General features: G+C 53.2%; 11 protein-coding genes. 2 read left to right on the forward strand and 9 right to left on the reverse strand.

All coding sequences use genetic code 11. From position 1 onward, the window contains the following. Positions 1-5 precede the first annotated feature (5 nt). Complete coding sequence (gene mngA, locus C1P89_RS12140; RefSeq protein WP_001054863.1) at positions 6-1922, reverse strand: PTS 2-O-a-mannosyl-D-glycerate transporter subunit IIABC; 1917 nt, start codon at positions 1920-1922, stop codon at positions 6-8. A gap of 167 nt (positions 1923-2089) precedes the next feature. On the opposite strand from mngA, the gene mngR reads away from it, so the two are divergent. Further along, entirely contained in the window at positions 2090-2812 is a 723-nt protein-coding gene (gene mngR, locus C1P89_RS12145) for a mannosyl-D-glycerate transport/metabolism system transcriptional repressor MngR (RefSeq protein ID WP_000509893.1), read from the forward strand. A gap of 103 nt (positions 2813-2915) precedes the next feature. On the opposite strand, the gene sucD is transcribed toward mngR, so the two are convergent. The 8 genes from sucD to sdhC all read right to left on the reverse strand — a co-directional run bounded on the left by sucD (position 2916) and on the right by sdhC (position 12622). After that, complete coding sequence (sucD, locus tag C1P89_RS12150) at positions 2916-3785, reverse strand: succinate--CoA ligase subunit alpha (RefSeq protein WP_000025458.1); 870 nt, start codon at positions 3783-3785, stop codon at positions 2916-2918. Next, positions 3785-4951 carry an ADP-forming succinate--CoA ligase subunit beta gene (gene sucC / locus C1P89_RS12155; protein ID WP_001048602.1) on the reverse strand — a complete coding sequence of 389 codons (1167 nt, stop codon included), beginning with the start codon at positions 4949-4951 and terminating at the stop codon, positions 3785-3787. Before sucC ends, sucD begins: the two co-directional genes overlap by 1 nt. 93 nt (positions 4952-5044) lie before the next feature. Next, entirely contained in the window at positions 5045-6262 is a 1218-nt protein-coding gene (odhB, locus tag C1P89_RS12160) for a 2-oxoglutarate dehydrogenase complex dihydrolipoyllysine-residue succinyltransferase (protein WP_000099823.1), read from the reverse strand. A gap of 14 nt (positions 6263-6276) precedes the next feature. Next, positions 6277-9078, reverse strand: a complete 2802-nt coding sequence (sucA, locus tag C1P89_RS12165) for a 2-oxoglutarate dehydrogenase E1 component (protein WP_001181459.1) — start codon at positions 9076-9078, stop codon at positions 6277-6279. 300 nt (positions 9079-9378) lie between these two features. Next, positions 9379-10095, reverse strand: coding sequence for a succinate dehydrogenase iron-sulfur subunit SdhB (gene sdhB / locus C1P89_RS12170; RefSeq protein ID WP_001235263.1), 717 nt, complete (start codon positions 10093-10095; stop codon positions 9379-9381). A 15-nt stretch (positions 10096-10110) separates the two neighbouring features. Further along, positions 10111-11877 carry a succinate dehydrogenase flavoprotein subunit gene (sdhA, locus tag C1P89_RS12175; protein ID WP_000775540.1) on the reverse strand — a complete coding sequence of 589 codons (1767 nt, stop codon included), beginning with the start codon at positions 11875-11877 and terminating at the stop codon, positions 10111-10113. Then, on the reverse strand, positions 11877-12224 hold the full coding sequence (gene sdhD / locus C1P89_RS12180) for a succinate dehydrogenase membrane anchor subunit (RefSeq protein WP_000254365.1): 348 nt from the start codon (positions 12222-12224) through the stop codon (positions 11877-11879). The genes sdhA and sdhD overlap by 1 nt, the downstream gene beginning before the upstream one ends. Next, positions 12218-12622: a succinate dehydrogenase cytochrome b556 subunit gene (gene sdhC / locus C1P89_RS12185; protein WP_000263347.1), complete on the reverse strand. Its 405-nt coding sequence runs from the start codon at positions 12620-12622 to the stop codon at positions 12218-12220. The genes sdhD and sdhC overlap by 7 nt, the downstream gene beginning before the upstream one ends. A gap of 380 nt (positions 12623-13002) precedes the next feature. Between sdhC and C1P89_RS12190 the strand changes: the two genes are divergently transcribed. Further along, positions 13003-13110 (forward strand): hypothetical protein, encoded by a 108-nt coding sequence (locus C1P89_RS12190; RefSeq protein ID WP_001305582.1) that lies wholly within the window; start codon positions 13003-13005, stop codon positions 13108-13110. Positions 13111-13113: the final 3 nt, after the last annotated feature.

Here is a 13113-nt window from a genome sequence, read left to right on the forward strand (position 1 = left end):
TTTGTTTATGGCATTACGCCATCAGTCAGATAGTTGCCATGCTTAACCGCGTGACGCCGCCAGATCAGGAGAATTGCAGTCGAGATTGCAGCCCCCACCAATGCCGCACCAAACCAGCCAATTGCCGCCATAACACCGCCCGCGCCATTATCATGAAGTAAAAAGAGCGAGAAAATGCCGGCACCGGGTGTCGAAAGGCCGATATTCATCGCACCGACAATAGCGCCCGTTACCATAGAGCCCAGCACAAACGAACCAATAACCCGCAGCGGATCTTCAATCGCCATCGGGATCGCCCCTTCGGTAATACCTGCCAGCCCTAACAGCCAGGTGGATTTCCCGGTCTCAATTTCAAACTCTTTAAACAGGCGCGGTGCGAGCATCGTGGAAGCGGTTACGGTAAATGCCGAAACCATTTTGACGGAGGCGAAAATGGCATACGGGCCGTAAACGCCGTTCGCCATTGCGCCCAGGCAGAATGCATAAGCGGCTTTGTTCACTGGCCCTCCAAGGTCAAAGGAACACATAAAACCGAGAATGGCACCCAGCAACAGCGCGTTACTTCCTGACAGACCGTTCAGCCAGGCGGTAAGCGAGTTATTGATCCATGCGACAGGTTCTCCCACCACAAACAGCATCAGACTGCCCGCTCCCAACGTACCGAGCACCGGGTAGAGATAAAAAGTCAGGAATCCATTGAATTTACTGCTAAGACGCAAGTGATTTTTCACCCAGCGCATCAAGTAACCGGCTATCAATCCGCCAACGACCGCGCCGAGAAACCCGGAGCCGATCATGTTGGCGGCAAGTCCAGCCGCAAAGCCTGGCGCTAACGCCGGTTTATCTGCCAGAGAATAGGCGGTATAGGCCGCGAGCACCGGTACCATCAAAATTCCGAGCAGCCCGCCGCCCAGCTTGCGGTACATCCACAGCCAGGAGTTTTCTTCATTAAACAGATCTTGTAGCCCGAAGATTTGCGACAGTAATACCGCGACCGCCAGCACCGTGCCCCCCGCGACAATCAACGGTACGGCAAAAGAGATTCCGCTCAACAGTGCCTGTTTCAGCTCCGTTTTGACACTTTTCACCGGTTGCGTATCTTGCTGTACGGTACGCGTCTCATCGCTACGCTTGAGGGTAAGCGCTTGTTGGATCAACGCTTCTGCATGGCGAATCGGCTCGGCAACAGGCACTGAAAGCGCGGGAATGCCATTAAAACGCTCACTCTCCTTGATGGCGACTTCAGCCGCAAAAATACAGGCGGTTGCACTATTGAGTTGATCCGCCGTTAAACGCCCTTCAATGCCGTTAGCGCCTTGTTTTTCAACGTAAACATTTACGCCGAGTTTGCGTCCGGCTTTTTCCAGATATTCCGCAGCCATATAGGTGTGAGCAATACCCGCCGGACAGGCCGTTACGCAGACGATAGTTGGCGCGTTGGAAAAAGAGGCAGAAGGTTGCGTGCCTCCCTTGTCATCCAGCGCCGAGAGCAACTCATCAGGCGTCGTCGCCGACTGTATACGCGCCCGAATCTCATCATCCGCAAGGCGCGTGGTCAGCGCTGTCAGCAGTTGCATATGCGTAGTACCCGCTTCATTGGGGGGAATCGCCAGCAGCACCACTAAATCAACTGCTTCCGGGCCATCAACGCCTTCCCACTGAAGCGGCTCGCTGAGTGTGGCGACCGCAAACGCCGCTTCTTTTACCGCAGCAGTTTTGCCATGCGGCACAGCCAACCCTTCACCTAAGGCGGTCGGGCCAAGGCTTTCACGGCGATACACTTCTTCCAGAAATTGCTCAGTACTGGAAATTTTCCCCAGAGCAGCAAGACGTTGAGTCAACGCGTGGATGGCCTCTTCACGGCTGGTAAAGCGCGCATTCAGACACAACGCATCGCGGTGGGTCAGAGTCGTCAGATTCATCATGATCCTCACTTGATCGTTTTTATAGTCGCGCCAGTGTGCCCGATAAAACAATACCATCATGTGATCAATTTCACTTGATTGAAATTATTTGTATTGTATTTGTATTATTTACAGGATGAATTTATCGGCATAATGGCTAAATTCGTATTAATGAGATACTAAAAATGGGACACAAGCCCTTATACCGGCAGATTGCCGATCGCATTCGTGAACAAATTGCGCGTGGCGAGCTTAAACCTGGCGATGCGTTACCCACTGAATCAGCGCTACAAACAGAGTTTGGCGTCAGCCGGGTTACGGTGCGTCAGGCTTTGCGCCAGCTAGTCGAGCAGCAGATCCTCGAAAGCATTCAGGGCAGCGGGACTTACGTCAAAGAAGAGCGGGTCAATTACGATATTTTTCAGTTAACCAGTTTTGATGAAAAACTGTCGGACCGTCACGTCGATACACACAGTGAAATCCTGATATTTGAAGTGATTCCGGCTGACGATTTTCTTCAGCAACAGCTACAAATCACCGCGCAGGATCGTGTGTGGCATGTGAAGCGCGTGCGCTATCGCAAGCAAAAGCCAATGGCGCTGGAAGAAACCTGGATGCCGCTTGCGTTGTTCCCGGATCTCACCTGGCAGGTCATGGAAAATTCGAAATATCACTTTATTGAAGAAGTGAAGAAGATGGTTATCGATCGTAGCGAACAGGAAATCATTCCTCTGATGCCAACCGAAGAGATGAGCCGTCTGCTTAATATCAGCCAGACAAAGCCGATTCTTGAAAAAGTATCGCGTGGATATTTAGTTGATGGTCGGGTGTTTGAATATAGCCGCAACGCTTTTAATACCGATGACTATAAATTTACCCTGATAGCGCAGCGAAAATCATCGCGATAAGCACAAAAAAGGCCATCATACGATGGCCAACCATGTCGAAACCGACAGCCCTTCGCCATTCCTGTAGAGGGAAGCGGCGAGGGCTATTTCTTATTACAGATATTTATTTCAGAACAGTTTTCAGTGCTTCACCGATATCCGCCAGGCTGCGAACGGTTTTCACGCCTGCGGCTTCCAGAGCAGCGAATTTCTCATCCGCAGTCCCTTTCCCACCAGCAATGATCGCACCCGCGTGGCCCATACGTTTGCCTTTCGGCGCAGTCACACCAGCGATGTAACCTACAACTGGCTTGGTAACGTGCTCTTTGATGTACGCTGCCGCTTCTTCTTCAGCGCTACCGCCGATCTCACCGATCATCACGATCGCTTCGGTCTGCGGATCTTTTTCGAACATTTCGAGGATGTCGATAAAGTTAGAGCCTGGGATCGGGTCACCGCCGATACCAACACAGGTCGACTGACCGAAACCGTAATCCGTGGTCTGTTTAACCGCTTCATAGGTCAGTGTACCGGAACGGGAAACGATACCCACTTTACCCGGTTTGTGAATGTGACCCGGCTGGATACCGATTTTGCATTCACCCGGAGTGATAACGCCCGGGCAGTTCGGGCCGATCATACGAACGCCGGCTTCGTCCAGTTTCACTTTCACAGTCAGCATATCCAGCGTCGGGATGCCTTCAGTGATGGTGATAATCAGTTTGATGCCTGCATCAATAGCTTCCAGAATGGAGTCTTTGCAGAACGGTGCTGGTACGTAGATAACAGAAGCGGTAGCGCCAGTAGCAGCAACAGCTTCACGCACGGTGTTGAACACCGGCAGGCCGAGGTGGGTAGTACCGCCTTTACCTGGGGTTACGCCGCCAACCATTTTAGTGCCGTATGCAATGGCCTGTTCTGAGTGGAAAGTCCCCTGGCTACCAGTAAAGCCCTGGCAGATAACCTTGGTGTTTTTATCAATTAAAATGGACATTATTTCCCCTCCACTGCGGCAACAACCTGCTGAGCTGCATCCGTCAGACCTTTTGCTGCAATAATATTCAGGCCGCTGTCAGCCAGTTTCTTCGCGCCGAGTTCGGCGTTGTTACCTTCCAGACGTACCACGACCGGTACGTTAACACCCACTTCTGCTACCGCGCCGATGATACCGTCAGCGATCAGGTCGCAACGAACGATACCGCCGAAGATGTTAACCAGAACGGCTTTCACTTTGTCGTCAGAGAGGATGATTTTGAACGCTTCGGTTACACGTTCTTTGGTTGCGCCGCCGCCAACGTCAAGGAAGTTAGCCGGTTCGCCGCCGTGCAGTTTAACGATGTCCATCGTACCCATCGCCAGACCTGCGCCGTTAACCATACAACCGATGTTACCGTCCAGCGCAACGTAGTTCAGTTCCCACTGTGCAGCCTGTGCTTCACGCGGATCTTCCTGCGACTGGTCACGCATTTCGCGCAGATCAGGCTGGCGGAACAGTGCGTTGCCGTCAGCGCCCAGTTTGCCGTCGAGGCAAATCAGATCGCCCTGTTTGGTGATGACCAGCGGGTTGATTTCGATCAACGCCAGGTCGCGCTCCAGGAAAATGGTCGCCAGGCCCATGAAGATTTTGGTGAACTGCTGAACCAGTTTACCTTCCAGACCCAGTTTGAACGCCAGCTCGCGTCCCTGATACGGCATCGGGCCAGTCAGCGGATCAAGCGCAACTTTGTGGATCAGGTGCGGAGTTTCTTCCGCCACTTTTTCGATTTCCACGCCGCCTTCGGTGGAGGCCATAAAGACCACACGACGGGAACTACGGTCTACAACGGCACCGAGATACAGCTCTTTAGCGATATCGGTCGCTGCTTCAACCAGAATCTGGTTAACCGGTTGGCCATTGGCATCTGTTTGATACGTTACCAGACGCTTGCCGAGCCAGTTTTCTGCAAAAGCACGGATGTCTTCTTTGCTGTTTACAACTTTCACACCGCCCGCTTTACCGCGGCCACCAGCGTGAACCTGACATTTCACTACCCACGGGCCGGCACCGATTTTTGAAGCGGCTTCTTCTGCTTCGCGCGGAGTAGTACAGGCATAACCCACCGGTGCTGGTAAGCCATAGCGGGCAAAAAGTTGTTTTGCCTGATATTCATGTAAGTTCATGTGTTCTGTCCATCCTTCAGTAATCGTTATCTTTTAAACCGTAGACCGACACCCTATCCACGTCGGTCTACAGTGCAGGTGAAGCTTAAACTACTACACGTCCAGCAGCAGACGCGTCGGATCTTCCAGCAACTCTTTGATCGTTACCAGGAAGCCCACGGATTCGCGACCATCGATCAGACGGTGATCGTAGGACAGCGCCAGGTACATCATCGGCAGGATCTCAACCTGACCATTCACCGCCATCGGACGATCTTTGATAGCGTGCATACCCAGAATTGCGCTCTGCGGCGGGTTGATGATCGGCGTAGACATCAGGGAACCGAACACACCACCGTTGGTGATGGTGAAGTTACCACCGGTCAGATCTTCAACCGTCAGCTTGCCGTCACGGCCTTTAACTGCCAGCTCTTTGATTTTCTTCTCGATGTCTGCCATGCCGAGGGTATCGACATCACGCAGTACCGGCGTCACCAGGCCGCGCGGCGTGGAAACCGCCATGCTGACGTCGAAATAGTTGTGGTAAACCACGTCATCACCGTCGATAGAAGCATTCACTTCCGGGTAACGTTTCAGGGCTTCAACCACCGCTTTCACGTAGAAGGACATAAAGCCCAGACGGATGCCGTGGCGTTTTTCAAACGCTTCACCGTACTGCTTACGCAGATCCATAATCGGCTTCATGTTGACTTCGTTGAACGTGGTCAGCATGGCGGTGGAGTTTTTCGCTTCCAGCAGACGCTCTGCCACACGCTTACGCAGGCGAGTCATCGGGACACGTTTTTCACTACGTGCAGCCAGAGCCGGTTGCGCCGCCGGAGCAGCCGCTGCCGGAGCAGACTCTTTCGCCGGGGCTTTCGCCAGATGTTTTTCCACATCTTCACGAGTCAGACGACCACCCACACCGGTGCCTTTAATGGCGCTGGCGTCGAGATTGTGTTCAGCCAGCAGGCGACGGATCGCCGGGCTTAACGCATCGTTGTTTTGCTCTTCCAGAGACGCCTGCTGGCGTTGCGCCGGAGTGGACGCTTTCTCTTCAGATTTGGCGCTGGTTTCTTTACCGGCGCTGTTGCCTTCACGCAGGCGACCAAGGATCTGACGAGACGTTACCGTTGTACCTTCATCTTCCAGAACCGCATCCAGAATGCCGTCTGCTGATGCCGGTACTTCCAGTACCACTTTGTCAGTTTCGATTTCTACCAGCACTTCATCACGTACGACTGCGTCGCCGGGTTTTTTATGCCAGGTTGCGACGGTGGCATCGGCTACGGATTCAGGCAGGTCAGGGACCAGAATATCTACGCTACTCATTGTGTATCCTTTATTTATTCGACGTTCAGCGCGTCATTAACCAGATCTTGTTGCTGTTTCTGGTGAACGGACATATACCCTACCGCCGGAGAGGCGGAGGCCGTGCGGCCTGCATAACGCAGAGAAGCCCCAAACGGAATCACTTCACGGAAATGATGCTGGCTGCAGTACCATGCGCCCTGGTTGAGCGGCTCTTCCTGGCACCAGACAAAATCCTTGACGTGAGCAAACTGCTGCAACACTTCCTGCATCGCTTTATGCGGGAACGGGTAGAGTTGCTCGATACGCACAATGGCGACATCGTGTTGATTGTTCTTACGACGCTGTTCCAGCAGGTCGTAATAAACCTTACCAGAACACATCACTACGCGCTTCACGCCCTTCGGATCAAGCTCGTCGATTTCACCGATGGCTGGCAGGAAGGTGCCGTTCGCCAGTTCTTCGAGGCTGGAAACCGCCAGCGGATGACGCAGCAGGGATTTCGGCGACATCACTACCAGCGGACGACGCATCCCGCGCAGCGCCTGACGACGCAGCATGTGGTAAACCTGTGCCGGGGTAGACGGAACGCAAACCTGCATGTTTTGCTCAGCACAAAGTTGCAGATAACGTTCCAGACGCGCGGAGGAGTGCTCCGGCCCCTGCCCTTCGTAACCGTGCGGCAGCAACATCACCAGACCACACATCCGGCCCCATTTCTGTTCGCCAGAAGAGATGAACTGGTCGATAACCACCTGCGCACCGTTGGCGAAGTCACCGAACTGCGCTTCCCAGATGGTCAGAGTGCGTGGTTCTGCGGTGGCATAACCGTATTCAAACGCCAGCACTGCTTCTTCAGACAGTACGGAGTCCCAGACGCGGAACGCGCCCTGCCCGTTATGGATGTGTTGCAACGGCGTGTAAGTGGAACCGTTAGACTGGTTGTGGATCACCGCGTGGCGGTGGAAGAAGGTACCGCGACCGGAGTCTTCACCCGACAGGCGAACCGGAATGCCTTCGTCAACCAGCGTGGCGTAAGCGAGGTTTTCCGCACCGCCCCAGTCGAACAGTTTCTCACCGGCAGCCATCGCCTGGCGATCGCCATAAATCTTGGCAACGCGAGACTGCATTTCAACTGCTTCCGGCACCGTGCTGATGCGTTTCGCCAGCTCCTGCAGGCGCTTCATCTCAACTTTGTTCGGGTACTCTTCGTCCCATTCGTGGTTGAGGTACGGCGACCAGGTGAAAGAGTGCATGTTCATCGGACGCCACTCTGCCACTACGCAATCGCCAGCATCCAGCGCATCGCGGTACAGGTTAACCATCTCGGTGGCATCTTCCAGCGTCGCCACTTTTTCCTGCTCCAGCTTGTCAGCGTAGATTTTGCGCGGTGTCGGATGTTTTTTGATTTTCTGATACATCAGCGGCTGGGTTGCGCTCGGCTCGTCGGCTTCGTTGTGGCCGTGACGGCGGTAGCACACCAGGTCGATGAAGACATCACGTTTAAAGGTGTTACGGAAATCGAGCGCCAGACGGGTCACAAAGGCAACGGCTTCCGGATCATCCGCGTTAACGTGGAAAATCGGTGCCTGAACCATCTTACCGATATCAGTACAGTACGGTGTAGAACGAGCATCCAGTGGATTAGAGGTGGTGAAACCAACCTGGTTGTTGATAACGATACGTACCGTACCGCCAACTTCATAACCACGCGCTTTCGACATGTTCAGAGTTTCCTGAACCACGCCCTGCCCGGTCACTGCGGCGTCACCGTGGATGGTGATTGGCAGCACTTTGTTGCTGCTCGGCTCATCAAGTCTGTCCAGACGGGCACGAACAGAACCGATAACTACCGGGCTTACAATCTCAAGGTGAGACGGGTTAAACGCCAGCGCCAGGTGCACCAGGCCGCCATCGGTCTGGAAGTCAGACGAGAAGCCCATGTGGTATTTCACGTCACCCGTGCCGAGGTGTTCTTTATGTTTACCGGCAAACTCGTCGAACAAGTCTTGCGGTTTTTTACCCAGCACGTTCACCAGCACGTTCAGACGACCACGGTGCGCCATCCCAAGAACCACTTCGCGGGTGCCGCTGTTGCCAGCGTGGCGGATCATCTCTTTAAGCATCGGGATTAACGCGTCACCGCCTTCCAGCGAGAAGCGTTTTGCGCCAGGGAATTTTGCGCCGAGGTAACGTTCAAGGCCTTCAGCGGCGGTCAGTTCGCTTAAGAAGCGTTTTTTCTCTTCGCTATTGAAAGTCGCGCGACCAGACTCGATACGCTGTTGGATCCAGCGTTTTTCTTCGGTGCTGGTAATGTGCATATACTCGGCACCAATCGGGCCACAGTAGGTTTGCTTGAGGGCTTCCAGCAGCTCGCCGAGTTTCATGTTTTCTTTGCCGCTGGCAAATGAACCGACGTTGAAGGTCTCCTGGAAGTCTGCTTCGGTCAGATCGTGGAAAGACGGATCCAGATCGGCCACTTTATCTTGCTGCCACAGTCCCAGCGGATCGAGATTCGCATGCTGGTGACCACGGAAGCGGTATGCGTTAATGAGCTGCAGGACTTTAACCTGCTTCACATTGGTGTCAGGGTCGGAGATCGTTGAAGAGTAACGTGAAGCGTCTTTCGCCAGGCGGCGGAAATATTCACGCGTTTGAGAGTGGAATTGATCCGGTTTGACTCCCGTACCAGGTAACTGCTGGAACGTCGAACGCCAGTTAGCGTCAACCGAGTCAGGATCGGTTAAGAAGTCTTCATAGAGCTGTTCTATCCAGCTCTGGTTTGCGCCAGAGAGGTAAGAAGAGTCCAACCAGGCTTTCAAAGCGCTGTTCTGCATCGTGATCCCTTAAGCATCTTTTTTATGCTTACTTCGCCGTGGATACTACCACGCACAGTGATGTGCGTGCCGGGGTTCACTTGCGAGCTCTTGTCTATGTAGTGGCTCGCGAAGGAACCTTTAAAAACTGTCTTAGTGTCAGGGGCAGTTTTTAAAGATTTCCTGCATTTCTTTGTTACGCCTGATGCGCTGCGCTTATCAGGCCTACGGGTAATGACTTGTAGGCCGGATAAGGCGTTCACGCCGCATCCGGCACTGGTTGCCTGATGCGACGCTTGCGCGTCTTATCAGGCCTACGGTTTACGCATTACGTTGCAACAACATCGACTTAATATGGCCGATGGCGCGCGTCGGGTTCAGCCCCTTCGGACATACACTGACGCAGTTCATGATGCTGTGACAGCGGAATACGCTGAATGCATCGCTCAAACCGTCGAGGCGGCTGTCAGTCTCGGTATCACGGCTATCGATCAGGAAACGATATGCCGCTAACAAGCCTGCCGGGCCGATAAACTTATCGGGATTCCACCAGAAAGACGGACAAGAGGTTGAACAACATGCGCAGAGAATACATTCATACAGCCCGTCGAGTTTTTCGCGCTGCTCTGGCATCTGTAAATGCTCGCGAGCTGGCGGATTTTGTCCATTATTCAACAGGTAAGGCTTAATTTTCTCATATTGCGCATAGAATTGTCCCATGTCTACCACCAAATCGCGGATCACCGGTAAACCTGGCAGCGGGCGAATCACAATCTTCTTGCCCGGCTGGTTGAGTGCCGAAATCGGGGTAATACAGGCCAGACCATTCTTGCCGTTCATGTTCAGACCGTCGGAACCGCACACACCTTCACGGCAGGAGCGGCGGAACGACAGGCTGGGATCTTTCTCTTTCAGCTGGATAAGCGCATCCAGCAGCATCATGTCGCGACCTTCTTCCGCTTCCAGGGTGTAATCCTGCATACGCGGAGCATCATCAACATCCGGGTTATAGCGATAAATTGAAAACTCGAGTCTCATTTTCCTGTCTCCGCATTAGTAAGTACGAATCTTCGGCGGGAATGCCGGGCGCAGTTTCGGTTCCATGTTGACGCTTCGGCGCGTCATGGATTCCGACTCTGGCAGATACAGGGAGTGGCACAGCCAGTTTTCATCATCACGATCCGGGAAGTCGAAGCGGCTATGTGCGCCACGGCTTTCGGTACGGAAGTTGGCAGAAACAGCCGTTGCATACGCCGTTTCCATCAGGTTATCCAGTTCCAGGCACTCAACGCGCTGGGTGTTGAACTCGCTGGAAGTGTCATCCAGACGGGCATTTTTCAGACGCTCGCGGATCACTTTCAACTGCTCAAGCCCTTTCGCCATCGCATCACCTTCACGGAAGACCGAGAAGTTATGCTGCATACATTCTTGCAGCGCTTTACGAATCGCCACCGGATCTTCACCGTTACGATTATTGTTCCAGCGGTTCAGACGATCCAGAGATGCTTCAACATCAGACTCGCTGGCATCGCGCAATGCGCCCTGTTCGGCGATAGACTCTTGCAGATGCAGACCTGCCGCACGACCAAAGACCACCAGGTCCAGCAGCGAGTTGCCGCCCAGACGGTTAGCGCCGTGTACCGATACACAAGCGATTTCACCAACGGCAAACAGCCCCGGAACAACCACATCTTCGCCTTTCTCGTTCACCGTCAGCGCCTGACCGGTCACTTTGGTCGGAATACCGCCCATCATGTAGTGACAGGTTGGGATAACCGGAATCGGCTCTTTCACCGGATCGACGTGAGCAAAGGTACGGGAAAGCTCCAGGATACCCGGCAGACGGGATTCGAGAACTTCTTTACCCAGGTGATCGAGTTTCAGTTTCGCGTGTGGCCCCCACGGACCATCACAGCCGCGACCTTCACGGATTTCAATCATGATGGAACGCGCCACCACATCACGGCCCGCCAGGTCTTTGGCGTTCGGCGCATAACGCTCCATAAAGCGTTCGCCATGTTTGTTCAGCAGATAACCGCCTTCACCACGGCAACCTTCGGTGACCAGTACGCCCGCACCGGCAATGCCGGTCGGGTGGAATTGCCACATTTCCATATCCTGCACCGGTACGCCTGCGCGGATAGCCATGCCGACACCGTCGCCAGTGTTAATGTGGGCGTTAGTGGTGGACTGATAAATACGCCCTGCCCCGCCAGTCGCCAGCACGGTAGCGCGGGCTTTGAAATAAACCACTTCACCGGTTTCGATGCACAGTGCGGTACAACCCACCACCGCGCCATCCTGGTTTTTCACCAGATCCAGCGCATACCACTCGGAGAAAATGGTGGTGTGGTTTTTCAGGTTCTGCTGATAAAGCGTGTGCAACAGTGCGTGACCGGTACGGTCAGCCGCCGCCGCAGTGCGTGCCGCCTGCTCGCCGCCGAAGTTTTTCGACTGACCGCCAAACGGACGTTGATAGATACGACCATCATCAAGACGCGAGAACGGCAGGCCCATGTGTTCGAGTTCCAGAATCGCTTCCGGCCCGGTTTTACACATATATTCAATCGCGTCCTGGTCACCGATATAGTCCGACCCTTTTACGGTGTCGTACATATGCCATTCCCAGTTATCTTCATGGGTATTACCCAGCGCAACGGTAATGCCGCCTTGCGCAGAAACGGTATGGGAACGGGTCGGGAAGACTTTAGAGAGCAGCGCACAGGTCTGGCCGCTCTGGGAAATTTGCAGCGCCGCGCGCATACCTGCGCCACCGGCACCAATCACAACTGCATCAAATTCTCTGACTGGCAATTTCATCACACACCCCACACCACAACGAATCCATAAATCACGTAAACCACCAGTGCAACGACAATCACCAGTTGCAGCATCAGGCGCAATGCCAGCGGTTTAACGTAGTCGGTCAACACCTGCCACATGCCGATCCAGGCATGAATCAAGATAGAAAACAGCGCCAGCAGGGTGAACACTTTGGTGAACGCAGAGGCGAAGAAACCGATCCAGACTTCATATGTCAGTTCGCCACTGGTGGCGAAAAAACCGACCATATAAATGATGTAGAGCGTCAGGACGATAGCGGTAGCGCGAACGAGGATGAAATCATGTACGCCATTGCGTCCTAATGCGGAGGCGTTGCTTACCATACGAGGACTCCTGCGAGAAGTGAAAGCACGACAGTAATAACAAAGGAGATTTTGGCGGAGCGTTTACCCGCTTCGAATGTTTCTTCCAGATAGCCAAAATCCATCATCATGTGGCGAATACCTACGACGACGTGATACGCCAGAGCGGTAAGGATGCCCCACATGATAAATTTGACGAAGAAGCTGCCCATAATCGCGGAAGCTTGCTCGAAACCTTCAGGGGAAGAGAGGCTGGTACCCAGAAGCCACAGCAGGATGCCCACTGCAACAAAGGTGATCACACCGGAAACGCGATGGAGAATGGACGCTATCGCCGTGATGGGGAACCGGATGGTCTGTAGGTCCAGATTAACAGGTCTTTGTTTTTTCACATTTCTTATCATGAATAACGCCCACATGCTGTTCTTATTATTCCCTGGGGACTACGGGCACAGAGGTTAACTTTCTGTTACCTGGAGACGTCGGGATTTCCTTCCTCCGGTCTGCTTGCGGGTCAGACAGCGTCCTTTCTATAACTGCGCGTCATGCAAAACACTGCTTCCAGATGCGAAAACGACACGTTACAACGCTGGGTGGCTCGGGATTGCAGGGTGTTCCGGAGACCTGGCGGCAGTATAGGCTGTTCACAAAATCATTACAATTAACCTACATATAGTTTGTCGGGTTTTATCCTGAACAGTGATCCAGGTCACGATAACAACATTTATTTAATTTTTAATCATCTAATTTGACAATCATTCAACAAAGTTGTTACAAACATTGCCAGGAAAAGCATATAATGCGTAAAAGTTATGAAGTCGGTATTTCACCTAAGATTAACTTATGTAACAGTGTGGAAGTATTGACCAATTCATTCGGGACAGTTATTAGTGGTAGACAAGTTTAATAA

The sequence above is a fragment of the Shigella sonnei genome, assembly GCF_002950395.1.
In the GTDB taxonomy this organism is placed as follows: domain Bacteria; phylum Pseudomonadota; class Gammaproteobacteria; order Enterobacterales; family Enterobacteriaceae; genus ECMA0423.

Excerpts from the sequence above, each read along its gene's own strand:
- sdhB (WP_001235263.1), bottom strand. The coding sequence starts at position 10,095 with ATGAGACTCGAGTTTTCAATTTATCGCTATAACCCGGATGTTGATGAT.
- C1P89_RS12190 (WP_001305582.1), top strand. The coding sequence starts at position 13,003 with ATGCGTAAAAGTTATGAAGTCGGTATTTCACCTAAGATTAACTTATGT.
- sucD (WP_000025458.1), bottom strand. The coding sequence starts at position 3,785 with ATGTCCATTTTAATTGATAAAAACACCAAGGTTATCTGCCAGGGCTTT.
- sdhC (WP_000263347.1), bottom strand. The coding sequence starts at position 12,622 with ATGTGGGCGTTATTCATGATAAGAAATGTGAAAAAACAAAGACCTGTT.
- sdhA (WP_000775540.1), bottom strand. The coding sequence starts at position 11,877 with ATGAAATTGCCAGTCAGAGAATTTGATGCAGTTGTGATTGGTGCCGGT.
- sucA (WP_001181459.1), bottom strand. The coding sequence starts at position 9,078 with ATGCAGAACAGCGCTTTGAAAGCCTGGTTGGACTCTTCTTACCTCTCT.
- sdhD (WP_000254365.1), bottom strand. The coding sequence starts at position 12,224 with ATGGTAAGCAACGCCTCCGCATTAGGACGCAATGGCGTACATGATTTC.
- odhB (WP_000099823.1), bottom strand. The coding sequence starts at position 6,262 with ATGAGTAGCGTAGATATTCTGGTCCCTGACCTGCCTGAATCCGTAGCC.
- sucC (WP_001048602.1), bottom strand. The coding sequence starts at position 4,951 with ATGAACTTACATGAATATCAGGCAAAACAACTTTTTGCCCGCTATGGC.
- mngA (WP_001054863.1), bottom strand. The coding sequence starts at position 1,922 with ATGAATCTGACGACTCTGACCCACCGCGATGCGTTGTGTCTGAATGCG.
- mngR (WP_000509893.1), top strand. The coding sequence starts at position 2,090 with ATGGGACACAAGCCCTTATACCGGCAGATTGCCGATCGCATTCGTGAA.